19 protein-coding genes are annotated in these 24796 nt (G+C 71.1%); 14 read left to right on the forward strand and 5 right to left on the reverse strand.

From position 1 onward, the window contains the following. Nucleotides 1-176: 176 nt before the first annotated feature. The 9 genes from ACH4U8_RS43495 to ACH4U8_RS43535 all read left to right on the forward strand — a co-directional run bounded on the left by ACH4U8_RS43495 (nt 177) and on the right by ACH4U8_RS43535 (nt 12608). A complete protein-coding gene (locus tag ACH4U8_RS43495) occupies nt 177-1538 on the forward strand; it encodes an aspartate aminotransferase family protein (protein WP_395783995.1) in 1362 nt (453 codons plus the stop codon). A gap of 51 nt (nt 1539-1589) precedes the next feature. Continuing rightward, the gene (locus tag ACH4U8_RS43500; RefSeq protein WP_360321168.1) at nt 1590-2585 is read left to right on the forward strand and encodes a zinc-binding dehydrogenase; all 996 of its coding nucleotides are present in this window, start codon (nt 1590-1592) and stop codon (nt 2583-2585) included. Between the two features lie 125 nt (nt 2586-2710). Then, a complete protein-coding gene (locus ACH4U8_RS43505) occupies nt 2711-4321 on the forward strand; it encodes a GH3 auxin-responsive promoter family protein (RefSeq protein ID WP_360321165.1) in 1611 nt (536 codons plus the stop codon). 1 nt (nt 4322) lies between these two features. Then, a complete protein-coding gene (locus ACH4U8_RS43510) occupies nt 4323-5309 on the forward strand; it encodes a TIGR03619 family F420-dependent LLM class oxidoreductase (protein ID WP_395783997.1) in 987 nt (328 codons plus the stop codon). Beyond that, the gene (locus ACH4U8_RS43515) at nt 5303-6064 is read left to right on the forward strand and encodes a fumarylacetoacetate hydrolase family protein (RefSeq protein WP_395783999.1); all 762 of its coding nucleotides are present in this window, start codon (nt 5303-5305) and stop codon (nt 6062-6064) included. The genes ACH4U8_RS43510 and ACH4U8_RS43515 overlap by 7 nt, the downstream gene beginning before the upstream one ends. 221 nt (nt 6065-6285) lie before the next feature. After that, nucleotides 6286-8205 carry a threonine--tRNA ligase gene (gene thrS / locus ACH4U8_RS43520; RefSeq protein WP_379992222.1) on the forward strand — a complete coding sequence of 640 codons (1920 nt, stop codon included), beginning with the start codon at nt 6286-6288 and terminating at the stop codon, nt 8203-8205. Between the two features lie 106 nt (nt 8206-8311). Then, the gene (locus ACH4U8_RS43525; protein WP_395784001.1) at nt 8312-8995 is read left to right on the forward strand and encodes a septum formation family protein; all 684 of its coding nucleotides are present in this window, start codon (nt 8312-8314) and stop codon (nt 8993-8995) included. A gap of 464 nt (nt 8996-9459) precedes the next feature. After that, complete coding sequence (locus ACH4U8_RS43530) at nt 9460-11145, forward strand: FG-GAP repeat domain-containing protein (RefSeq protein ID WP_395784003.1); 1686 nt, start codon at nt 9460-9462, stop codon at nt 11143-11145. 125 nt (nt 11146-11270) lie between these two features. Further along, the gene (locus ACH4U8_RS43535) at nt 11271-12608 is read left to right on the forward strand and encodes an MATE family efflux transporter (RefSeq protein ID WP_395784005.1); all 1338 of its coding nucleotides are present in this window, start codon (nt 11271-11273) and stop codon (nt 12606-12608) included. A 106-nt stretch (nt 12609-12714) separates the two neighbouring features. Here the strand turns inward: ACH4U8_RS43535 and ACH4U8_RS43540 are convergent, their stop codons facing one another. After that, nucleotides 12715-13692, reverse strand: coding sequence for a carbohydrate-binding protein (locus ACH4U8_RS43540; protein ID WP_395784007.1), 978 nt, complete (start codon nt 13690-13692; stop codon nt 12715-12717). A gap of 737 nt (nt 13693-14429) precedes the next feature. Between ACH4U8_RS43540 and ACH4U8_RS43545 the strand changes: the two genes are divergently transcribed. Next, the gene (locus ACH4U8_RS43545) at nt 14430-15038 is read left to right on the forward strand and encodes a TetR/AcrR family transcriptional regulator (protein ID WP_395784009.1); all 609 of its coding nucleotides are present in this window, start codon (nt 14430-14432) and stop codon (nt 15036-15038) included. 45 nt (nt 15039-15083) lie between these two features. On the opposite strand, the gene ACH4U8_RS43550 is transcribed toward ACH4U8_RS43545, so the two are convergent. Next, nucleotides 15084-15848: an SDR family NAD(P)-dependent oxidoreductase gene (locus tag ACH4U8_RS43550; RefSeq protein ID WP_379991860.1), complete on the reverse strand. Its 765-nt coding sequence runs from the start codon at nt 15846-15848 to the stop codon at nt 15084-15086. A 248-nt stretch (nt 15849-16096) separates the two neighbouring features. Between ACH4U8_RS43550 and ACH4U8_RS43555 the strand changes: the two genes are divergently transcribed. Continuing rightward, nucleotides 16097-17290 (forward strand): saccharopine dehydrogenase family protein, encoded by a 1194-nt coding sequence (locus ACH4U8_RS43555; RefSeq protein WP_395784011.1) that lies wholly within the window; start codon nt 16097-16099, stop codon nt 17288-17290. A 135-nt stretch (nt 17291-17425) separates the two neighbouring features. Here ACH4U8_RS43555 and ACH4U8_RS43560 read toward each other — a convergent pair whose 3' ends face one another. Beyond that, nucleotides 17426-18118: a helix-turn-helix domain-containing protein gene (locus tag ACH4U8_RS43560; RefSeq protein WP_395784013.1), complete on the reverse strand. Its 693-nt coding sequence runs from the start codon at nt 18116-18118 to the stop codon at nt 17426-17428. 311 nt (nt 18119-18429) lie between these two features. Here ACH4U8_RS43560 and ACH4U8_RS43565 point away from each other — a divergent pair, with 311 nt between their 5' ends. Beyond that, a complete protein-coding gene (locus tag ACH4U8_RS43565) occupies nt 18430-19029 on the forward strand; it encodes a dihydrofolate reductase family protein (RefSeq protein ID WP_395784015.1) in 600 nt (199 codons plus the stop codon). Between the two features lie 193 nt (nt 19030-19222). Here ACH4U8_RS43565 and ACH4U8_RS43570 read toward each other — a convergent pair whose 3' ends face one another. Further along, nucleotides 19223-19765 carry an SHOCT domain-containing protein gene (locus ACH4U8_RS43570; RefSeq protein WP_395784017.1) on the reverse strand — a complete coding sequence of 181 codons (543 nt, stop codon included), beginning with the start codon at nt 19763-19765 and terminating at the stop codon, nt 19223-19225. 53 nt (nt 19766-19818) lie between these two features. Beyond that, nucleotides 19819-20673 (reverse strand): PaaX family transcriptional regulator C-terminal domain-containing protein, encoded by an 855-nt coding sequence (locus tag ACH4U8_RS43575; RefSeq protein WP_379992098.1) that lies wholly within the window; start codon nt 20671-20673, stop codon nt 19819-19821. 228 nt (nt 20674-20901) lie between these two features. Between ACH4U8_RS43575 and ACH4U8_RS43580 the strand changes: the two genes are divergently transcribed. Together ACH4U8_RS43580 and tap are read left to right on the forward strand one after the other, a co-directional pair. After that, a complete protein-coding gene (locus tag ACH4U8_RS43580; protein ID WP_395784019.1) occupies nt 20902-22047 on the forward strand; it encodes an alpha/beta hydrolase family protein in 1146 nt (381 codons plus the stop codon). A 524-nt stretch (nt 22048-22571) separates the two neighbouring features. Continuing rightward, the gene (gene tap, locus ACH4U8_RS43585) at nt 22572-24791 is read left to right on the forward strand and encodes a telomere-associated protein Tap (RefSeq protein WP_395784021.1); all 2220 of its coding nucleotides are present in this window, start codon (nt 22572-22574) and stop codon (nt 24789-24791) included. Nucleotides 24792-24796 lie beyond the last annotated feature (5 nt).

Consider the following 24796-nt stretch of genomic DNA (forward strand, 5'->3'; position numbering starts at 1 on the left):
ATTCTACAACCCCCCGGCGGTGGTGCACCTCCTCACGCCCCCGCCGCTACGCCCCGCGACCCCGCCCCCCCCCCCGGGGGCGGCCCCCCCCCCGCCCCCCCCCCGCCCCCCCCCCCCCGCCCCGCCCCCGACCGTCGAAATACCCGACAGGACACCCGAACACGGAAGGGCTCCAAGTGGACAAGACGGATGTCGACCGGCTGCGCAGGCTCGATCGCGACCACATGTGGTACCCGTGGACGCCGATGGACGCCTGGATGGCCGAGGACCAGTTGGTCGTCGAACGCGCCGACGGATGTTGGCTGATCGACCCGGACGGCAAACGCTATCTCGACGGCCGCTCCTCGATGGGGATGAACCTGCACGGGCACGGCCGCCCCGAACTCGTCGAGGCCCTGGTGGCGCAGGCCCGCAAGGCGGGCGAGACCACGCTCTACCGCGTCTCGCATCCGGCCGCGGTGGAACTGGCCGCCCGGCTCGCGGGCATGGCGCCGCCCGGATTGCAGCGGGTGTTCTTCGCCGAATCCGGGTCGACCGCCGTGGAGACGGCGTTGAAGGCGGCCTACGCGTACTGGGTGGCCAAGGGCGAACCGGAACGCTCCACCTTCGTCTCGATGACCAACGGCTACCACGGCGAGACCCTCGGCACGATCAGCCTGCGCGGCGTCAACACCGAACAGGTCGACATGATCCGCAAGACCTACGAGCCGTTGCTGTACCCCTCCCTGTCCTTCCACCAGCCCAACTGCTACCGATGCCCGATCGGCAGGACCAGGGCGGACTGCGCGATCGACTGCACGGATTCGCTGGAGGAGATCCTGGTCCGGGAGAAGGGCCGGATCGCCGCGGTCATCGTCGAACCCCGGGTCCAGGCCCTGGCCGGCGTGATCGCCGCGCCCGAGGGCCACCTGGCCAAGGTCGCGGAGATCGCCCGGCGCCACGGGGTGTTGCTGATCGCGGACGAGGTCCTCACCGGCTGGGGGCGCACCGGAGCGACGTTCTCGTGCGCGGCCGAGGGCGTCAGCCCGGACCTGCTGACCGTCGGCAAGGCGCTCACGGGCGGCTACCTGCCGCTGTCCGCCACCCTGGCCACCGAGGAGATCTTCGAGGCGTTCCGCGGCGGAGTGTTCCTCAGCGGCAGCACCTACTCCGGCTACGCGCTCGGCGCCGCGGTCGCGCTGGCCAGCCTGGACCTGTACGAGAAGGAGGACGTGCTCGGCCGCGCCCGAGCCCTGGCCGAAGTCCTCACCGAGGAACTCGAACCGGTCCGCCGACTCACCCACGTCGGCGACGTCCGCCAACTCGGGCTGCTCGCCGGCATCGAGCTGGTCGCCGATCGCGACACCCGCGAACTCTTCCCGCCCGGGGACCGCATCGTCGAACGCATCTGCACCCTCGCGCGCGACTCCGGCGTCCTGGTCAACGCCGTACCCGGCGACGTGATCACCATGCTGCCGTCGCCCTCGATGAGCCCGGAGGACCTGCGCTTCCTCATCCGCACGGTGACCGAGGCCATCCGCGGGGTGACGGGCCCGTAGGCCCTGCCCGGCGGACGCCGGGGCGCCCCTCCCTCCTGAGGAGTTGACGCAGTGACAGACCTGATGCGGGCGGCGATCATCCACGCGTGGGGAGGACCGGATCGGCTCCAACCGGGCCACATCCGGCGCCCGGTTCCCCGCCCGGGATGGCTCCGGGTGCGGGTCGAGGCATGCGCGCTGAACCACCTGGACATCCTGGTGCGACGCGGGCTGCCGGGCGTACGGCTGGAGCTGCCGCACGTCTCGGGCGGCGACGTCGTCGGGATCGTCGAACAGGCCACCGACGAGGTGGGCGAGAAACTCGTCGGCCGCCGGGTCCTGCTGGACCCGATCATCGGGCGGGGCATCCTCGGCGAGCACCACTGGGGTGGTCTCGCCGAGTATGTGGTGGCCCCCGCCGAGAACGCCATCCCGCTGCCCGACGACCGGGGCGACCCGACCCGGTTCGCGGCGCTGCCGATCTCCTACGCGACGGCGCACCGCATGTTGTTCACCAGGGCGCGCCTGCGGGCCGGCGAGACGATGCTGCTGTTCGGCGCCACCGGCGGAGTGGGCCTGGCCTGCGTACAGTTCGCCATCCGCGCCGGTGCGCAGGTGATCGCCTGCTCCGGTTCGCCGGACAAGCTCGCCCGACTGCGCGAACTCGGGGTCGGCGAGAGCATCGACGTCGGCCGGGAGGACGTGCGGGCCCGGGTCAAGGAGATCACCGGCGGCGTCGGCGTCGACGTCGTCGTGGACTACCAGGGCAAGGACACCTGGCCGACCTCGTTGCGGTGCGTGCGGCGCGGCGGCCGGATCGTCACCTGCGGCGCCACCACCGGGTTCGAGGCCACCACCGACCTGCGCTACCTCTGGTCCAGGGAAGTGGACATCCTCGGCTCCAACGCCTGGTCCCGGCACGACCTCGAAACGGTCCTCGAACTGGTCACCACCAAGGAGCTGGAACCGGTCGTCCACGCCGACTTCCCACTCTCCCGGGTCCGCGAGGCGGTGGCCGAACTCGAGGAACGGCGGGCGTTCGGGAAGGTCGTCGTCCGGGTCGACTGACGCGGGCTCCGTCGACCGCCGCAACATCACGTGAACTGGCCTCATCCATGGGGGACGTCGTGGCTGCTGTGTGGAAAACCGTGCTCCACCAACGCTTCTTGGAAAGGACACAGGATGCGTTGGCGATGCAGCGGAAAATCTGCGAACAACCCGCGGACGTGGTCGACGCCGTGTTCGCCGACCTGCTCGCCGTGTCGGCCGACACGGCGTTCGGGCGCGAACACGGCATCGGTCGGGTCCGCAAGGAACGGGAATGGAAGGACGCGGTCCCCATCCGCAACTACGACGAGCTGTCGCCATTCGTGAGCCGGCAACTCGCGGGGGAGCCGAACGTCCTCACCACCGACGACCCGTACGCCTTCCTGCGCACCTCCGGCACGACGGGCCACGCCAAGCTCGTGCCCACCACGAGCCATTGGCGCCGGAACTACCGAGGGCCCGCGCTGTACGCGCAGTGGGGGCTGTACTTCGAGTGGCTGGGCACCGAACGGCTCACCGGCGAGGAGTTACTCGACCTGTCCTGGGAGCCCGGACCGGTGCACGACCACCACCACGGCTTCCCGGTCTACAGCATCACCGAGCGCCCGCTGTCCGAGGAAGCCGGCGACTGGATTCCCCCGTGGTGCTCGGCCGACTGGTTCCCCCGCGACCCCGACGCATCCACGCTGGCGGAATCGCTGTACACCAAACTGCTGCGCTTGGCCGGACACGACCTGCAATTGATCGTCTCGGTGAACCCGTCCAAGCTCGTGCTGCTCGCCGAGACACTGCGGCACAACGGCGAGCGGCTGGTGCGCGAACTGCACGAGGGCCGCCCCTCGGTTCGGGCCGCGGACCAGGCCCTCGCCCGCCGACTGGCCGAGGTGTTCGACCGCGCCGGCGGGCCGCGCCTGACCGACCTGTGGCCGAACCTGCGGCTGCTGGTGTGCTGGAACTCGGCCTCGGCCGCGCTGTACCGACCCTGGTTGTCCCAACTCGCGCCGGGCGTGGCGACCCTGCCGTTCAGTACCACCGGCACCGAGGGCATCGTCACGCTCCCGGTCGACAACCACCCCTCCGCCGGGCCGCTCGCGATCAACCAGGGCCACTTCGAGTTCGTACCGTGGCCCGACCTGTGCGACGGCAGCGCGCTGCCCGCCGACGCCCCCACGCTGGGCTACGACGAGTTGGAGGAGGGCGTCGACTACCGGCTGGTGATGAGCCAGGCCAACGGTCTGCACCGCTACGACGTGGGCGACGTCTACCGCGTCGCCGGTTTCGTGGGCGTCACACCACGCCTGGAGTTCCTCGGGCGCGCGGGCTTCCAGATCTCGTTCACCGGGGAGAAGCTGACCGAATCCGACGTCCACGTCGCGGTGACCAGGGTGCTGGGCGCCGGCCCGCGCCCCGACTTCTCCGGCATCCCCCAGTGGGGAACACCGCCGGGCTACCTGGTCGCGGTCGAATGGACGGACCCGCGGACCCCCCTGGACATCGCGACCGCCGGCCGCCGCATCGACGAGGTGCTGCAGGAGGTCAACGTGGAATACGCCGACAAGCGCCGCAGCGGCCGACTTCAGCCGCTGCGCGTCCTGCCGCTCGTCCCGGGCGCGTTCCTCAAGGTCAGCGAGCAGCGGTTCCGCAGCGGCACCGCGGGCGCCCAGATCAAGCACCACTGGCTGCAACGGGACGCGGAATTCCTCACCACGCTGCGGGAACTGGGCCTGGTGCTGCACCACTGCCCGGCGGAGGCGTGAGGTGAGGATCGGATTCGCCGCACCGGTCTCCGGCGGGTGGGCCGGCCCCGCCGAGATCGCGCACATCGCCCGCACCGCCGAACGGCTGGGCTACCACTCGCTGTGGACCTACCAGCGACTGTTCGGCGCGGTCGACGGCTCCTGGGGCGAGGCCGGCCGCAGCGTGCACGACCCGCTGATCACGCTGGCGTACATCGCCGCGCACACCAGCCGGATCCGGTTGGGCGTCGCGGTGCTCGTGATGCCGCTGTACGCGCCGGCCGTGCTGGCCAAACAGCTCACCAGCCTCGACGTGTTGTCCGCCGGACGGCTGGACGTGGGCGTCGGCAACGGCTGGGCCGACGAGGAGTTCGCCGCCGCCGGCGTGTCCGCGCACGGCGTGGGCCGCCGCGCCGACGACTTCCTCGCCTGCCTGCACGCGCTGTGGACCCGGGAGATCGTCGAACACGAGGGCCCGTTCTACCGGGTGCCACCCGTGCGCTTCGAACCCAAGCCGGTCCAGGCACCGCACCCGCCGGTGTTGCTGGGCGGCAACGCCGATGCCGTGCTGCGCCGTGCCGGGCGCCGGTGCGACGGCTGGATCGCGAGTGGCAGGACCGATCCGGCGTCCATCGGGCGTTCGATCGCGGTCGTTCGCGACGCCGCCGAACGGGCGGGGCGCGACCCGGACACGCTGCGGTTCGTCTTTCGCGCCCCGATCCGGCTGCGCCCGGACGGCACCGGCGGGCAGTCGCCGCTGGGCGGGCCCGCCGCCAAGATCAGGGACGACGTCGCCGCGCTCGCGGACACCGGCCTGACCGAGGTCTTCCTCGACCCGAACTTCGACCCCGAGGTCGGTTCCCCGGACGCCGATGCCGAGCAGGCACGCGACCGCGTCGAACTGCTGCTCGACGAACTGGCCCCCGAGCCCGGCCCAGCGCCCGCACACGGCGCGGCCCCCGACCACCGCGCAGCCCCCGAACACCGCCCGAAGGACACCCCATGCTGATCGCACGCATCGACACCGATCGCGGACCCCGGCCCGCCCTGGTCGACCCGGACGCGCAACTGGCCCGGCTGCTGGACGGCGATCCGTTCGGCGAGTACCACCTCACCCGCGAGAGCGTGCCGTTGCCGCAGGCCCGACTGCTCGCGCCGGTACTGCCGAGCAAGGTGCTGGTGGCCGGGCGCAACTACGGCGACCCGGCGACCGCGACACCCGACCTGGTGATCAACCTCAAGCCCTCCACCGCCGTGGTCGGCCCCGGCGAACCCGTGCTGCTGCCCGCCGAATCGAGCGAGGTGCGCTTCGAGGGCGAACTGGCCGTGGTGATCGGCCGCCGCTGTCGCGACGTGCCGGAGGCGGACGCGGACCGGGTCGTGTTCGGCTACACCTGCGCCAACGACGTCACCGCATGGGACATCGGCCAACCGGGCGGACACTGGACCAAGGCCAAGAGCTTCGACACCTTCTGCCCGCTGGGACCGTGGATCCGAACCGACCTGGACCCCGCCGACGTCGCCGTGCGCACCGTGGTCGACGGCGAACTGCGGCAGGACGGCTCGACCAAGGAGATGATCCGGGGCGTGGCCGCGGTGGTGGCGCGCTGCAGTGCGCTGATGACGTTGTTGCCCGGCGACGTGATCCTCACCGGCACCCCGGCCGGCTCCGGAGCCCTGCACCCCGGCGATACCGTCGAGGTGCACATCGACGGTATCGGCTCCCTCGCCAACCCGGTGCTCGCGCACCCGGGCACCGCGTGAACTGGCCTGCCGGTAGGCGGTGATCGTCAACAGCGGCGTGAGTGGAGTGACTACACTGACACTGCTGGTGAGATCTTTGCGCCGCTGTTGATCCTGTGATCGTGTGATCCGTGAGGAGAGTTCCTGTGTCTGCATCCCTACCTGTCGGTGAGACCGAACGCATCGTCGTGGTCCCGGTAGGGACGACGTGCACCGACGCGGTGGCCGCGGCCAAGTTGCCGATGGCGGGCCCGAACGCGATCGTCGCCGTGCGCGACCGGGAGGGCGTGCTGCACGACCTGGACTGGACGCCGGACGTCGAGGTCGAGGTCGGGGCGGTCGCGCTGTCCAGCCCGGACGGCCTGAACGTACTGCGTCACTCCACGGCGCACGTGCTGGCGCAGGCGGTACAGGACCTGTGGGCGGAGGCCCGGCTCGGTATCGGCCCGCCGATCGAGAACGGCTTCTACTACGACTTCGACGTCGAGCGCCCGTTCCAGCCGGAGGATCTGGAGCGGGTCGAGAAGCGCATGCAGGAGATCATCAAATCCGGCCAGCGCTTTCAGCGGCGGGCGTTCCCGTCCCTGGAGGCCGCCAAGGCCGAACTCGCGGCCGAGCCCTACAAGCTCGAACTCATCGACCTCAAGGGCGACGTCGACACCGACGAGGTGATGGAGGTCAGCGGCGGTCAGCTCACCATCTACGACAACGTCGACGCCAAGACCGGCGAGGTGTGCTGGTCCGACCTGTGCCGCGGCCCGCACCTGCCCTCGACCCGGCTGATCCCGGCGTTCAAGGTGATGCGCAGCGCGGCGGCCTACTGGCGCGGCAGCGAGAAGAACCCGCAGCTCCAGCGGATCTACGGCACCGCCTGGCCGACCAGGGACGCGCTGAAGGCGCACCTGAAGATGCTGGAGGAGGCCGCCAAGCGCGACCACCGCCGCATCGGCGAGGACATGGACCTGTTCGCGTTCAGCAAGGAGATCGGCCGCGGCCTGCCGCTGTGGCTGCCCAACGGCACGATCATCCGGGACGAGCTGGAGGGCTGGGCGCGCCGCACCGAACACAAGCTGGGCTACCAGCGGGTGGTCACTCCGCACATCACGCAGGAAGACCTGTACTACCTCTCCGGGCACCTGCCGTACTACGCGGACGACCTGTACGCGCCGATCGACATCGACGGCGAGAAGTACTACCTCAAGCCGATGAACTGCCCGCACCACCACATGGTCTACAAGGCCCGGCCGCACAGCTACCGCGACCTGCCCTACAAGATCGCCGAGTACGGCACGGTGTACCGGTTCGAACGCAGCGGCCAACTGCACGGCATCATGCGCACCCGGGGCTTCACCCAGAACGACGCGCACATCTACTGTACGCACGAGCAGGCCAAGGACCAGTTCCTCGAGGTCATGCGGATGCACGCGGACTACTACCGGACGCTGGGCATCACCGACTTCTACATGGTGCTCGCGCTGCGCGATCCGGCGAACAAGGACAAGTACCACGACGACGAGCCGATGTGGGAGACGGCCGAGCGGATCACCCGTGAGGCCATGGAGGAGTCCGACATCCCGTACAAGATCGACCTCGGTGGCGCGGCACACTACGGCCCCAAGGTCGACTTCATGATCCGGGCCGTCACCGGCAAGGAGTTCGCCGCCTCCACCAACCAGGTCGACCTGTACACGCCACAACGGTTCGGGCTGACCTACCACGACTCGGACGGCACCGAGAAGCCCGTGGTCGTCATCCACCGCGCCCCGCTGGGTTCGCACGAACGCTTCACGGCCTACCTGACCGAGCACTTCGCGGGCGCGTTCCCGGTCTGGCTCGCGCCGGAGCAGGTCCGCATCATCCCCCTCGTGGACGAGCTGATGGACTACGCGACGGAGATCCGCAACCTCCTGCTGGACGCGGACGTCCGGGCCGACGTGGATGGCAGCGACGGCCGGATGAACGCCAAGGTGCGCACCGCGATCACCCGCAAGATCCCGCTGATCGTGGTGGTGGGCAGGCGCGAGGCCGAACAGCGCACGGTGACCGTCCGCAACCGCGCGGGCGAGGAAGTCCCCATGCCACTCGACGAGTTCGTCACCCACGTGAGCGACCTGATCAAGACCAGGAGCCTGGACGGCGCCGGCCACCTGCGCCGCGCCTGACCCCGACCACCGGCCGGCCGGCCTCACCCGGCCGGCCGGTGGGTGCCCGGCGCGCCCGCGCTAAAGTGCGGGGCTTCACTGCCGCGAGCACCAGGGGGAAACCGTCATGGCGCAGATACCGAACCCGAGCGCGCCGCCCGAGACCGGGCCATTACCCGGGGCGAGCGAGACCGCGCCGAAACCGCCGTACAACCTGCTCGCCGTCCTCGCACCCATCATCGGCTTCGTCTGCTCGTTCCTGCCGGTGGGCCTGGCCCTGGGCATCGTCGCGCTCCAACGCATCAAACACACCCGCGAGCGCGGCCGTTGGCTGGCCTGGACGGCCATCGCGATGAACTCCGCGATGATCGTCTTCTTCCTGATCGTGCTGATCTTCGTGGCCGTCACCGACGACGACCCGCCGGACCGGCCCTCCCCGGCCGCGGTTCCCGCCAAGGGCGACTGCTTCGTCGCCGCGACCGCGGCGGAAACGCCCACCACCTTCGACGACATCCGCGTGGTCCCCTGCACCCGCGTGCACACCGGCGAGATCTACGCCCTGTTCACGATCGACTCCCAGGCACCCACCCCGGACCCCACGTCGCTGCGCACCCTCGCGACCGCCCGCTGCGCCGCGTCGGCCCGCGACTTCCTGCCCTCGTCGGGCATCGCACTCGCGCCGCGCGACGCGCACTTCCTCCTGCCCGACTCGCGGCAGTGGGAGATGGGCCAACGTACGGTCGGCTGCTACGCCCGCGACTCCGGGGTGCGCCTCACCGGCCCCGAGGAACGCCGAACCACCGGGCGGTGATTGCCGTGATTCCGGGGATTGTCGGGGACCTTCGGATGAACTTCCCGTGGATTTCTCTCACGCGGACGCCGCCGTGTGCCTTCCCCGCGATCGGGCCGTAGCCGCGGATGAATTCCTCCGGAGAAGTGCGTCCGGAGCGAACAGCGGCAAAATGTCCGTCCCCGACCCGACGTCCGACTTCCGGGAATCGACAGCGCGGCGTGCGAAATCCCTTTCGCCAAGGCGCAATTCATTCCTTTTCGGTCTCTCGGATCCATCTGTGGTGATACCGAGAGGGCAGGAAAACCAGTCGTATGTTTGTCGGTCTCCTGGGCTAATATCTGCGCAGCCTGTAGCGGTGAACACGGCCCATCCCCGGTTGCCGGTTTTCCTCGCTCCAGGGCCACGCTCTCGAGGGGATTCATTTTTTGTTCAAGACATCCAGCCGTCCTTCCCGGCCGTTCTCACCGGGAAACCTCGGCAAGTTGGCTGCCGTCTGCCTCGTCGGCAGCCTCGGGGTCGGCCTCACCGCCTCCGCCGCGCACGCGGACGAGACGAAGCCGGTCCCCGGCCCGATCGACCACTCGAGCATCGCCGGATCGCAGGTCGACCGGCACATGGGACACCCGCTCCAGTACCAGCCGAAGGCGACGAAGAAGGCCGCTCCCGAGGGCAAGCAGTCGCCGCAAGCGCTGACGGCGGGACGAGCTGTCCCGGGTGACGTCGACGGTGACCGCATCAGCGACATCGTCGAAATCGGCCTGAACGGCAGGACGTTCCTCAGTACCAGCAAGAACAACAGCCACGAGCTCGGGCTCGGTGCCATCGACACGGCGCTCCTGCCGGGCGACATCGACAACAACGGTGAGGGCGACCTCATCGTCCGGACCGTCACCGGCGAGCTGCGCTGGTACACCGGCTCGCAGATCAGCGGCACACCCGTTTCGTACGTGGTCATCGGTACGGGCTGGAACATCTACAACCGCATCACCTCGGCGGGCGACCTCAGCGGGGACGGGCACCCCGACCTGGTGGCCCGCGAGCCCGGTGGCGACCTCTACCTGTACAAGGGTCTGGGCAACGGGCGCTTCGGCGACCGGATCAAGATCGGGAACGGTTGGGGCATCTACGACCAGGTCACGGTCGCCGGCGACCTCACCGGCGACGGCGAATCGGACCTGCTCGCCCGGCTGCCCGACGGCACCCTCTACCGTTACGACGGCAACGGGTCCGGCGGCTTCAAGGACCGCGTCCAGATCGGCTTCGGCTGGCAGGCGTACAACCAGATCGTCGCCGGCGGCGACTGGAACGGCGACGGTGCGTTCGAGGTCCTGGCCCGGACCTACTCCGGCGGCATGTACAAGTACTCGTCGCTGGGCAACGGCCAGTTCGGCGACCGCGTGTGGATGGTGGACAACACCAACTACACGGCGGTGTTCGCCAACATGGGCGGGGCCGTCCAGCGCGGCAAGGGTGCCGTGTTCGGCGTCGAGTCGAACAACACCCTGTTCTACTACGGCGCCAACAACAAGGGCGGGTTCGAAGACCGTTCGTCGGTGACCACCGACTGGACCTTCCCGCTGTTCCACCTCAACTCGCTGGGCACCGACTACACGTCGGACCTGCTCACGGTGGACGGCAACAACTCGCTGTACACGCTGGAAAACGGCGGCCACGTGCTGGAGCCGAACTGGGGTGGGAATACCGCCACGTTCAGCCCCGGCGACCTCAACCGTGACGGTTACAACGACCTCGTCACCCGCCAGGGCAACGGGGACCTGTACCTGTACCGCGCGTACGGCGACTCGGTGCTCAGCTCGCAGCCGATCTTCCTCGGCCAGGGCTGGAACATCTACAACGCGGTGATCGGCGCCGGCGACATGACCGGCGACGGCATCGGCGACGTGGTCGCCCGCACTTCGGGCGGCGACCTGTACGTCTACCCGGGGCTCGGCAACAACTACCTGGGTGACCGGATCAAGATCGGGAACGGCTGGGGCATCTACGACCGCCTCGTCGCTCCCGGCGACATGGACGGTGACGGCCTCGCCGACATCATCGCCCGCGACTCCTCGGGCAAGCTCTTCTCGTACGGCGCCAAGCAGTACGGGGGCCTGAAGGACCGCGTCCAGATCGGAAACGGCTGGGGCGTCTACAAGGCGATCGCCTGATCACCGAGTAGGCGTCGCGAAACGATCGAGCGACCCCCGTCGGACACCTTCGGGTGCCCGGCGGGGGTCGCCGTCGTTTCCACCCGAACCGACGACGTTTCGCGACGAAGTAGCCGTGGAGAGACATGCCCGACAACGAACCGGAAGCAGGGCGCGGCGATTTCGCGCGCATCGCCGGGGCCGCGTTACCGCTGTATCTGACGATGATCACGGCATCGGCCGCGGCGTTGGTGGACACCGCCGTGCTCGGTCACCAAGGGGCCGCCGAACTGGCCGCGTTCGCCGTGACGATGGCGGTATTCGGTCCGGTGAGCGCCGTCGTATCCGGCGTGCTTCGCGGCCTGATGCCGATCGTGGCCGAGCACGCCGAGGATCCCGACGCGTTGTTGCCCGTGGTGCGCAACGGCCTGTGGGTGGCCCTGACGGTCGGGGGCGCGGGCGCCGGCGCGGTCGCGGCCGTGCCGTTGCTCGGTCGCCTGGGCGGAGTACCCGACGGCACGCTCGACCGACTGGGTTCGTTCCCCTGCCTCCTGGCCGGCTCGGTACTCGTGACCGCGATCGGCGCGTCGGCCGGGTCGGTCCTGATCGGGCTGGGCCGCGGCAGAGCGGTGATGCGCGCGGGGCTGTACGGGACGGGCACCGCCGTGGTGTTGTCGCTCCTCCTGGTCCGGGGCCAGGGGCCGGTGCCCTCGCTCGGGCTGCCGGGGGCGGGCCTGGCGATGCTCGCCTCCGGCGTGATCGGCGCCGCGGTGGGCTGGACGGCGCTGCGACGCGCCATCGTTTCGGCGGGTCGGCGGCTGCGGCCGGGGCGACCCGATCCCCGCGAGATGGCGCGCTGCGCCCGGATCGGACTTCCCCTGGCCGGGACGGTCCTGATCAAGTTCGCGGTGCTGGGCGCCCTTTCGTTCGCGGCGGCCCGGATCGACACCACGAGCGCCGCCGTGCACAGCGTGTGTGTCTCGCTGGTCAATGTGCTGTTCACGGTCGCGGTGGCGGTCGGCCAGGCCAGTGTGCCGTTGGTCGTGGGGCACGCGGCGAACCGGGACACGATGGCGACCCGACGGGTCGTGCGGCACGGCGCGGGCGTCGCACTGTGCGCCGTCGCGATCCTGGCCGCGGTGCTCGTCGCCTTCCACACCCCGATCGTGTCGATCTTCACCGACGACGAGCGGCTGCGGTCCGGGGTGGTCGGGCAACTGCCCGTCCTCCTGGTCGTCGTCGTGGCCGACGCGCTCCAGGCCGTGTACGGATTCGGCCTGATCGGGCTCCAGCGCACGATGCCCAGCTTCTGGGCGTTCGCCTGCTGCTACGGCCTGCTCGTCGCCGCCGCCGTGCCCCTGGCCGTCGCCGGCGGCCTCGGCGCACTGTGGTCCGCCCTCGCCTGCGCCAACCTCGTCCTGCTCCTCGCCCAGGCCGCCTCCTTCCACCGCTTCAGCGGGACCCCGGCCGGCGCGCGGACGTGACCCGGCGACGCCGGGCGGGTCGGTCGGCCTCGGAGCCGGCCGCCGAGATGGCGGAGCGCCGGACGGGGGTCGAGCCGACCCGTCCGGCGCCCGGTCGTGGGGACGATCAGGGGTGCACCGTCCAGTGGTGGTTCTGCGCGGCCCGGGTGAAGGTCAGCGACGGGCACAGGAAGTCGGCGCCGCGCGGGTTGGTACTGGTCCAGGGCGAGTCGGTGGAGGTGGCGAGCTGCCACGTGCCGCCCCTGCGGAGCTTGATGTCGGCGCTGTCGAACGTCGTGTTGCGCGCCTCGCTGCAGAAGTAGCCCTTGCCGGTCGCGGGGTTGACCGTGGCGTAGATCTCGAAGATGTCCCAGCCGTACTTGAGCGCGCTCTGGTCGGTGCCGGACGAGCGGAAGAGCAACTCCCAGGCTTGCGTGCGGTGGTTGAACAGGTAGGACGACCATGCGTTGCCCGAGGTCGCGTCCTTGCTCAACTGCACGCTGTAGGAGGCGACTCCGTTGACCGTGGTGGTGTACTTCGCCAGGAAGTCGGCGTCCACCTTCAGGGTCTTGGCGGGGCCGCTGGTGCCGCACCAGTCCCACGCCCATATCTCGGCGCCCAGGCTCCAGTAGGCGGTGACCACCTCCATGCACGAGTTCTGCGCCTTGGTGGTCGGGGCGTAGGTGAAGTTCTGCGAGTTGGCGACCTTGTACGAGGGATCCACGCTGTGCGTCGCGGTGATGCCGTCGTGGGTGCCCGGCTGCGGGAAGACACCCCAGAAGTTGTGTGTCGGCGCCAGGCTCGCGCCCGCGCCGGTGGTCGCGGCGTCGTTCGGGGTGCCGGCTGCGTCGCCGGCGAGCGTCGCGCGCAGTTTGGCACGTTGCTCGACGAAGGCGCGAACGGCCGCGTCGCGCCCGGGAGTCGGCGGGTCGGACGGGTTCTGCGCGACGACCCCGCGATGCGGCGCGGTGGGCGACGGAACGGCTCCGGACCGCTCCGAGCCGGTCGCCCCGGCGGGTGCGGCCAGGCCCAGCGCGACGAACGCGAGGGTGGCGACGAGGGCGGTCAACAGGTTGACGGGTAACGAGCGGGCGCGACGGGACATGCGTCTCCTCGGGAGGGGGCGAGAGTGGAGTGAAACCGGAGGACGGGCGCCGCCGCAGGGTCCGAACCAACCACCGTCGAGCGGGACGTTCTCGTACAGCTCCGGTCGGACGGCCTCAAGGTAGCCGGTGGGCCCATTCCGGGGTAATCACACCTGCCGATAACATCACAACCCCCACCCCACAAAAGGCCGTTCACCCCCTCGCCCACCTCACCCTCCGCCGCGCACGCCGCGCCGCAGACCACCCGCGCCATCCACGCGGCCGCGCCTCCGGTCCCACGCCGCCCACCGCCCGCGCCGCGCCACCACACTCGCGCGGCCCGCTTTGCTCGCCGCCCGCCGCCTGCCGTCCGTGATGCCTGTGTGGCGCGGCGCTCGCTCATCCGCCGCTCGCGCCGGGCCGCCCGCGACGCTTGCGATTCACCATGCCGGCGGCCTCGCCCCGCGCCACACCGCCCGCCTTCCGCGCTGCTCGCCGCTCGCCGTTCGCCGCTCGCTGCTCGCGCCGGGCCGTCCGACGACCACCCGCCCGCTCGTCGCCCACCATCCGTGCCGGGCTGCCCCCGCCATCCGGTTTCCGCCCCGCCCGCCGCCGGCCCCGCGCCCGCCCTCACGCCCGCCGCCCGCGCCCCGCCGCCCACGCCCGCCGCCCGCGCCCCGCCGCCCACGCCCCGCCGTCCACCTCGTGCCGATACACAGTAGAGTGGACTGTTCGGTCCATTACGAGGAGGCGGCGCATGCCCGGGAAGTTGACGGCGAAGGGGCAGGCCACGCGCAGTCGGATCGTCGAGGGTGCGGCGGCGGTACTGCGGGAGAAGGGCGTCGTGGCGGCGACGCTCGACGACATCATGGCGCGGACCGGCACCAGCAAGAGCCAGCTCTTCCACTACTTCCCGAGCGGCAAGGACGAACTGCTCGTGGCGGTGGCCCAGTTCGAGGCGGACCGGGTCCTGGAGGACCAGCAGCCGTATCTCGGCCGCCTCGACTCGTGGGAGTCCTGGGAGCAGTGGCGGGACGTGGTGATCGAACGCTACGAAGCCCAGGGGGACCAGTGCCCGCTCGGTTCGCTGTTCCATCAGGTCGGGCGCTCGACCCCCGGGGCGCGGGCCATCGTGATCGAGTTGTTGCGCCGCTGGCAGGAAAGCCTGGCGGCGGGCATCCGGGCGCTCCAGGCGACCGGCGCGCTTCCCGCCGAACTCGACGTGGACGTACGGGCCGCGGCGCTGCTGGCCGCGATCCAGGGGGGCGTGTCGATCCTGTTGTCGACCGGCCGGTCCACACACTTGCGCGCCGCCCTCGATCAAGGCATCGCGGACCTGCGCCACGTGGGCCGCGCAGCGGCGTGACCGGCCCCCTCGTCGAGCCCCCGGCTCCCGGCTCCCGCCCTCGCGTCAGCCGGCGATGACGGCGGCACCGGTGCGCCCGCCGTCGACGTCGAGCACGATCCCGTGCACGAACGAGGACTCGGCGCCGGCCAGGTACACGGCGGCGTTCGCGATCGCGTCGGGGGTGCCCATCCGTCCGGCGGGAGTGCCCTTCATCATGACCTCGCCGGGGTGCACCTCTCCGGGCGTGGGCGTGAGCACCACCCCGGGAGAGATCGCGTTCACCCGCACACCCTGCGGCCCGAACTCCGCCGCCCAGGCCCGGGTCAGGGTCTCCATGGCCCCCTTGGTGGAGCTGTAGAGGGCGCCGACCGGAATGCCCAATCGTGCGATCCACGAGCCCAGGTTGACGATCGTTCCACCGCCGGCCTCCACCATGGCGGGCGCGACGGCAGCGGTCAGGAAGAACGGGGCCTTGACGTTGACCGCGTAGACCCGGTCGAAGGTGCTCTCGTCGGTGGCCGCCGTGGTGTCGCCGGGGTAGATGCCGGCGTTGTTGACCAGGACGTCGATGCGCCCACCGAGCACCCGCGTCGCCTCCCGGGCCAGTGCCCGCGAGGCGGCCGCGCTTCCGTCCAGGTCGGCCCGCACGAATTCGGCGCGACCGCCCAGGCCGCGGATGCCGTCGACCACCTCCCGGCCACGCTCGGCGCTGCGGCCGGAGACGACGACATACGCTCCCTCGGCGGCGAAGGCCTCCGCGATCGCACGCCCGATATTGCTGGTCGATCCGGTCACCAGGGCGGTCCGGCCCTCAAGCCGCATAGACATGGTCCACTCCATCGTTCGGTTCTTCGGATGAACTCGCACGCCCGGTCGTCCGGGGCGCGCTGCCACTGTGCAGCGACAAAATTGGACTCGCAAGTCCAAACTCGGCGGCGTCTCGAACCGCGAACCGACGTTGCAGGACCCCGCGCACCGGGGAGGCATGACCGAGTCGGATGAAACGGCCGGCCGAGCCGTGGCCGGCACGCCCGTCCGGCCGACGAGTCGCCGCAACCACACCTGGAGAAGCCCGAATGCGCCACAACCCGAACAGTCAACGGCCCTACGACGTCGCGCTGTTCGGCGCGACGGGGTTCGTCGGCCGGCTCACCGCCCGGTACCTGTCGGCGCACGCGCCGCACGGTTGCCGCTTGGCGCTCGCGGGGCGTGACCCGAAGAAGCTGGAGGTCTTGCGGGCCGACCTGGCCGAGTCCTTCCCGGACCGGGCGGCCGATCTCGCGATCGTGGTCGCGGACGCCGGCGATCCGGCGACGATGCGCGCGTTGGCACAGTCCACGCGGGTGGTGGCGTCGACGGTGGGCCCGTACGGCTGGTACGGGGAGGAGCTGGTCGCCGCGTGCGCGGAGGCCGGTACGGACTACGCCGATCTCACCGGTGAACCCGAGTTCGTCGACCGGATGTTCGTGCGGCACGCGGGCCGGGCGCAGGAGACGGGTGCGCGGATCGTGCATTCCTGCGGTTTCGATTCGCTGCCGCACGACCTGGGCGTGTTCTTCACCGTCCGACAACTGCCGAAGGACGTGCCGTTGTCCGTCGACGGCTTCGTTCGGACCCGGGCGGGGATCTCGGGAGGGACGTTCGCCTCGGCCCTGTCCGTCATCGGTCGCGGGCTCCAGGCGACGGCCGCCGCGCGGGAGCGGCGACGGCACGAACCCGGGCTCGCCGGGCGCCGGGTCCGCATCGCGCCGGGCGCACCGCGGTTCAGCCGGGAGACGGGCGCGTGGGCGTTGCCGCTGCCCACGATCGACCCGATCGTGGTGGGGCGTTCGGCCGCCGCGCTGGAGCGGTACGGCCCCGACTTCCGTTACCGGCACTACGCGTCGGTGCAGACCCTGCCGATGGCGCTCGCGGCACCGATCGGGGCGGCGGCCCTGGTGGCCGCCGCGCAGATCCCTCCCGTGCGCTCCTGGTTGACGAGCCGGTACGCGCCGGGTCGCGGGCCGAACGAACAGCAACGAGGCCGTAGTTGGTTCCGGGTCCGGTTCGTCGGAGCGGGCGGGGGACAACAGGCGTTCACCGAGGTCTCGGGCGGCGACCCGGGTTACGACGAGACCGCGAAGATGCTCGGCGAGGCGGCCCTGTGCCTGGCGCTGGACCACCTGCCCGAGACCTCGGGACAGGTCACACCGGCGGCGGCGATGGGCGACGCGCTCATCGACCGACTCCGCACGGCCGGCATCGGCTTCCGGGTCTGCCGAGTCCACTGACCCAACCACCCCGGGGCCGAGCGGCACAGCGATACCACTCGCAGAACACCCGCACCCTTGCCGGGAGTTGTCGTGTTCCGGGATCTTCCCCCGAGGCCGTGCCGGCCCTCATGGCGTCAACGCGCCGACCCGCACTCATCGGGCCGAGCGCCAATGTTCGGCCGACCGGACCAGGTCCCGCACCACCCGGTCGAGGAAGACCCCCATGTCGTCGAGGCGGCGGCCGGCCGGGGTCTGTTCGCCCAGGATCTCCGCCCCGTCGCGCGCGGCCTGTGCGACGGCGGTGTTGGTCCGGACGCTGGCGACGAGCGCGCGATACCAGACGTCGTCGTCGATCACGTACCTGTCCCGGCGCAACTCCTCGTCGCGTTCCCGCCGTACGAACAACTGCCCTTCCAGGTAGGCGACCGCCTTGGAGACGGAGGCCGGGCTGACCCGCAGGTGCAGGACCAGTTCCGCCGCGGTGAGGCTGCCGCTGTCGCTGGTGTACAGGCAGCCGAGCACGCGGGCCGGCATGCGCGGGATTCCCAGGTTGTTCAGGAGCGCGGCGAAGCGCACCGCGAACTCCCGTACGTCCTGCGGGTATCCCGCGGCGGCCGACCTGCCGGGCGAGTCGGGGGCGACCGCACCGCGGCGGGCCCGCCGTTGGGTGGCCCGGTGGGCGTGGTCCGCGCGGTAGTCGAGCGGGCCCGCGTTGCGCATCACTTCGCGGACGACCGTCGAGGTCGGCCGTTCCAGGCGCTTGGCGATGCCGCTGTAGGAGAGCCCTTCGGCCAGTCCTGCGGCGATCTGTTGGCGTTCCTGGCGGGTGAGTCTGCCTCCGGGCATGGCTGTTCGCTCCTGGGGTCCGTGCGTTCTCTCGGTCGAACCAGTCTCCTTGCAACGGTAGGTCATTGCAATATACGAGCCGGGGGACGTCATATTCATTGCAACAATTCCAACTCCCTGACCTGCTATTTCAATGAAATATGGGCCTTGATCGATTGACGCTGGAGTAAATGCATCCTAGCGTTTGTCGCGTCGGAAAAGCAGAACGTCCCGGGGCGACGAATTCCGGAGACGGCGCGGTGTGTCGCACCCGTGCCACCGCCTCGACAACCCCGCTTTCGCAATCACGAGAAGAACAGCGAGATGTCCGAATGCGTATCGTAATCGCCGAATTCGTCAGCCTCGACGGCGTCGTACAGGCACCGGGCGGCCCGGAGGAGGACACCGACGGCGGCTTCGCCCACGGTGGTTGGACGCATCCCTACTTCGACCCGGCCGTCATGGGCAAGGCCCTGGCCGAGTGGAGCGTCACCACCGGGGCCATGTTGTTCGGCCGCAGCACCTGGCAGACCATGGCCGCTGCCTGGCCGGAGCGCGCGGGCGACCCGTTCGCCGACCACATGAACAACATCACCAAGTACGTCGTGACCAACACGCTCACCGACGACGATCTGACCTGGAACAACACCATCCGCATACCGGGCGACCAGGCATTGGAACAGATCACCAAGCTGCGGGACCTCGCCGGCGGCGACCTGGTCGTCACCGGCAGCGCCTCGCTCGCCCGCACCCTCATCGCCGAAGGTCTCGCCGATGAACTCCGCCTGATGATCATGCCGGTACTCCTCGGCGGCGGAAAGACGATCTACCCGAGCGACGGCGTGCTGCGCGCCTTCGAACTCGTCTCCACCGTTACCAGCGGCACCGGGGTCCACGTGGCCACCTACCGCAAGGCCGCCGGCGCCGAGTAACGCAGCACCGCCGAACGACCCGGGCCCGTTCCGCCCGGAAGCACGCAAGCGTGGACCGCCCGGGGGAGTGCCCACGGGCGGTCCACGCGCTTTCGGGCCTCCCCGGGCCCGGCGATATCCGCATTCGGCCGCCACGTACTCCCGCGACCGGCCCATTCGTTCCGGGCGACCCGGTCGACCGGTCGCCGCGCTCTCAACCCTCGATGAGCCGCCGCTTCGCCGCAGTGAACTCCTCGTCGGTCAGTGCCCCGGCGCGATGCAGGGTGGCGAGGCGTTCGAGGCCGTCCAATATCGCGGAACCGCCGGCACCCCCTGCCACAGGCTCGGCCGATGGCGCCGCCGGCTGCGGCGCCTGCTGTTCCCGGAGCGCGGCGCCGGTCACCGCCTCGCGCAGCCTCGCCACGAACGCCGGTCCGTCGGCCACGTTTTCCCAACTGTGCGCACCGCTGATGGCGGTCACCTTCACGACGTTGCCCGAGAGTCGGGACGTGCCGAAGGCGACATCGGTGACGCCCGCGAGCGGCACCGCCACGGTGGGCTTGCCCTCCTTGGCGTACACCAGACGATGCGTGGTGAGCACCAGCGTGCCGTTGCTCCACTCGTCGCGCCCGCGTGCGGAGGTCACCACGACGGGCGCCTCCCCGGGGACCGCGGTGTTGTCCACCACCTGTGTCACGGTGTTCTGCGCACCGCCCACCTGGTCGAACGCGAACTCCGCCAGAACTCCCCAGTCCATCCCAACCACCTCGATTTCCGCTGAACCAACGACCATTCAACTTTGCAGGGCGACTACGGTTGCGCATCCTCGCCGGCGCGCCGGATCGCGTCGCTCAGCGCCCCGTCGTAGCGCTGGTAGATCCTCGGCTCCGCCTCGCCCGTGCCGCGCGGCAGCAACGCCCAACAGCGGGCCGTGAGTTCGCGGGCCCGGGTGCCGGGCCACGGCTGCGGCAACAGTTCCGGCGGCAGCAGCGGGTCGGGCTCCATGGCGCGCGTGAACTCGGCGGCGATCTCGACCGCGATGGTGAGTGCCTCCCGGGTGGAGATCCCGGCCGGATCGCGGATCCGATCCAGGCGCGCCTGGGCGACGTCGACGAGCCGGTGGTACCGAGCCGCGATCGCCTCCAGCGGCCAGAGCGCGGCGACGAGTGCGACGGGGTCGCGTTCGTCGCCGCGCCGCAGCGTGTCCGTGCCGAGGAACGTGACGCCGTCCAGGATGTCGAGCCGCCGGACCTCGTCCTCCACGTAGGACTCCCACGCGTTCGCGCTCACGTACAGGCCGCCCTGGATGGGGGCGCCGCCGAGCCGCGCGAGTACTTCCCGCAAGGTGTCCCGAGCCACCCGCCGGGTCTCGGGCACGGCGAACGCGACCAGGTGCCAGGTGCCGTCCCAGGGCGCGCGTCCGGCGTCCTGTTCGTAGGCGTACCGCAGGAAGTCGATGTCCGGCGTGATCGAACGCTCGGTGTCGGCGGTGGTTCGCAACAGCGCCTTGCGGCCCCGGCCCTCGTGGGTGAATCGGCCCTCGGCGACGAGTCGCTTGATGCACAGGCGCACCTGCTGGTCGGTCATGTCGAGCGTGCCGGCGACCGAGTACAACTCGCCTGCGTCCACGGTGCCGTCCGCGCGAATCAGCGCGTGTACGAGCATGCGGGTCGGGACCTCGACTCGGGGTGTGATCTGCGGTTGGCCGGTCACGTGATCTGTGCCTCCCGGTAGTGATGACGGATCGGCGCGTCGTCGCCGCGCGCCGGCCTCCATGAGGGTACGGAAATCGGGCTCCCCCTCCGGCCCCTCCCTCGTGCTGATCTCTCGTTTGTAAACCGATCGTATCGCATGCGATAGTTTTTGTATCGATCACCCAAGGGGGAGTATCCGATGACCCATCCCAGCCCCGAGCGCCCGCCCGGAACCCGACCCGCCGTCGACCCCGCCGTCGAGCCCACCGAGCCCGCCGGGACGCCCACGCCCAAGCCCCGCCTCCGCAGCCGCCGCTGGTTCCGCGCCGTGGCCTGGTCGGTGGCCGGCGTGATGTTCGTCGTCGTGGCCCTCGGCGGCGTCGTGGTGTGGCAGAACACCTTCGACCTCGACGAGGAAAAGGTCACCATCAGCCAGGGCGGCCACACCCTCGAAGGCGTCCTGGCCAAGCCCAAGGGCAAGGGACCGCACGGCCTCGTCGTGTTCGTCCACGGGGACGGTCCGACCAACGCGACCCACGACGACGGCTACCGGCCGATCTGGGAGTCCTTCGCCAAGGCCGGCTACGCGTCGCTGTCCTGGCACAAGCCCGGCGTCGCCGGAGCGCCCGGCAACTGGTTGACGCAGTCCATGGACGACCGGGCCGACGAGGCCGCAGCCGCCATCGCCTGGGCCCGCGCGCGTAGCGACATCGACGGCCGCCGGGTCGGCCTGTGGGGCGCCAGCCAGGGCGGCTGGGTGATGCCGAAGGTCGCCGCCCGGACCCGGATCAGCTTCGTCATCGGGGTCTCGCCGGCGATCAACTGGCTCCGCCAGGGCCGCTACAACCTGCTGTCCGAACTGCGCGAGAAGGGCGCCTCGCCCGCCGAGATCGACCGGGAGGTGGCGAAGAGCGACACGATTCGCCGACTGCTCGCCGAACACGCCGACCATCGGCGGTACATCGCGACCGTCGGCGCCGAAGGCGCGATGAGCGAGGCCCGCTGGGGCTTCGTCTCCCGCAACAACAACTCGGACGTCACGGCCGACCTGCCCGCACTGCGCGGCGTTCCGGTGCTCCTCGTCCTCCCCGACCACGACGTCAACGTGGACGTCGCCGACACGGAGGCCGGATACCGCCGCGAGCTCGACGCCGCCGGCGCCCTGACGGTCAAGCACTACAAGAACGCCACCCACGACCTGGTCAAGAAGAACCTCGAGGACTCCGAACTCAAGATCACCCTCGTGGCCCTCTTCGCCCCCCGCTCACTGTTCGCCGACGGCTATCTCGCCGACCAGCGAACCTTCCTGCGCAACATCGAACCGGCACCCGCCACCACCCACTGACCGCCGCCGCCCCGCGGCAGGTCTCACCGTCGGCGCACCGGGCCCGGGCTCGGCCCCGGGCCCGGTGCGCCGTCGGCACGCCGTCGGCCGGTGCTCGTTCGTGCCGACCCGACGAGCCCCCGGCCCGAATCGCGACCATCCCCGAGTGAACGCCCGCCGCAGGAAGCCGGGTTCCGCGACAGCCGGCCTTCTCGCCCACCACCGGGCTCGGCACCTGTCCGCGCGGAATCCGGCAACGGCGCAGGAGTGCGACGATGCGGAGGACGACCGATGGGGCGGTGGCCTGCGTCGTATCCCGCGTGCTCTGCGCCATCATTTCCACCGACCGCCACCGACCGCCACCGACCGCCACCGACCGCCGACGACCGCCGAGGGGCGCCGGGCGGCCGCTCCCCGGTGTGCCGGCGCATTGCCCGGTGTCCGGCCGACGCGCCCCGGTTCGAACCCGACGAACACCCCGAAATGTCAATTTGATGTCGGATTCAAAGTGTGATCCATGATAAACTCAGGGCTGGAGGTGCAGCATGTCCGAGTCCGACCCCCCGACCCTGTTCGATGCCGTGGACGCCCTGCTGGCCCAGGCCCGGAGCGATCTCCCGTCGCCGGCGGAACGCGCCCGTCTGCGCAAGGCGGCCGGGTTCACCCAGCAGCAGGTCGCCGACGCGCTCGGTGTCCAGCGGGTGACGGTGGTGGCCTGGGAGGCCGGCCGCAGCGACCCGCGCCCCCCACAACGCCAGGCGTACGCCCGACTCCTGGACGGCCTCGCCGACCGCTATCCCACCCCCGACCGGGACCCGGCCCCCGACCCCGCCGAACCGGCGAAGGCGCCCCCGGTCGAACCCACACCCGACCGGCCCGCCGAGCCCGGCCCCACGACAGGCACGGACACGCCTCCCGCGCCCGACCCGACCCCCGCCCCGGCCACCTCCGCCGCCGCCCCATGGGCGCACCCGGCGCCCACGCCCCCCACCGCTGCGCCGACGGCCCCGGCGCCCGCACCAAAGCGCGCCACGTCGCGTCGCTCCCCGGCCGCCACGAGCAGCCCCTCCGCGGACCCGAACACCACGGCCCCGGACCCGACGCACACCACCCGCTTCCCGGCCGGCCCGCTCGCGGTCCTCGACACCGACCGGACCCGGCTCGTGGCCCACCTGGCCGACGGCCGCACCCTGCCCTGCCCGGCGAAGTCGCTGCCCGCCGTGGTCGCCTGGACCCTGGACGCCGGCCTGGGCGCGGAGCGCCTGCACCGCGCCGGCCGCGACGCCGACCCCCTGATCGTGGTCACCGCCGCCGCCGCCGAACGCCTGGGCGTGCCCGCCGACCTGGAGGACCGCCGCAACCTGCGCCTGCCCGAGGACCACAAACTCGTCAAACAGATCACCAAGGACGACTGGCGCCTGACCCGACGCGGCTTCGCCCCCTGGACCAAGGTCTACCGACCCCCCGCCGACGGCGGCCGTCGCCAATGCGTGCAGTTCGCCTTCCTCGGCTGGGACGCCCTCGACACCCGCTCCTGGGCCGACGCCGCCACCCTCCCCGCACCGCGACTCGCCGAACTCCTGGGCACCTACGCCTCCCGCGTGGTCACCCCCCGCGGCTCCACCGCCGTCGCCGGCCTGGCGCTGATGACCGAACTGCGCCCACCCACCCAGGCGGTCAAGGAGCCCGCCACCGGGACCTGGCGCTCCGGCCCGGTCGCCGGTTCGCTGACCGACGCCGTGGACCCGGCGCCGCCGGAGGCCCCGGACGAGCACCCCGTCGCGCAGTCCCGAGGCGGCGCGGACATCCTGGTCGAGGAGGCCTACGACTGGCACCGCCCCCTCCACCTGGTCGGCGACGACGAGGGCAACCTCGAATACGCGGTCGGCCTCGACGTCAACGCCGCCTTCCTCGCCGCCGCGAGCCGCCTGCCGGTCGGCCTGGGCCCCCCGGTCCACATCGACGCCCCCACCTTCGACAAGAAGTTGCCCGGCTGCTGGTACATCGACCTCTCCACCATCGAGCTCGACCCCCGCCTGCCCAGCCCCTTCACCCCGACCGGCGAGCGCCCCACCGGCCCCGGCTGGTACGCCACCCCCACAGTCGCCTACGCGGCCGAACTCGGCGCCGTCATCGACCCGTTCGAGGCATGGATCCGCCCCGACCACGGCGCCTACCTCGACCCCTGGTACACCCGCCTGCGCGACGCCTACCTCGCCACCATGGCCGACCTCGGGGTCACCCCCGCCCTCACCGACGCCGCCTTCCTGACCGCCATGGCCGAGCACAAGCAGGTCGACCCGGCCCGCGCGATCGTCCTGGCCGCGATCAAGGCCACCGTCAAGGGCGGCATCGGCAAACTCCGCGAACGCCCCCAAGGCGCCCGCTACCGCCCCGGCGACCGCTGGCCCGCCCTGGAACGCCCCACCTGGCGCCCCGACATCCGCGCCGCCGTCATCGCCAACGCCCGCGTCGGCATGCACCGCAAGATGCGCAAACTCGCCACCACCGCCGACCTGTACCCCATCGCCGTCCTCTCCGACTGCGCCGTCTACCCCTGTGCCGGCCCCTCGCCGCTGGACGTCCTCCCGCGCACCGCCGACGGCAAGCCGATCCCCGGCGCCTTCCGCCTCGGCGTCAGCCCCGGAATGGTCAAACACGAGGGCACCCGCCCCCTCGAATGGGCCCTGCACCTGTTGGCCGAACACCAAAACCCCGCCCGCCACATCAAGGACGGCGTCGACGCCGTCGCCGAAGGCGAATAGGAACC

Source organism: Embleya sp. NPDC020886, from assembly GCF_044333915.1.
Classification (GTDB): Bacteria; Actinomycetota; Actinomycetes; order Streptomycetales; family Streptomycetaceae; genus Embleya.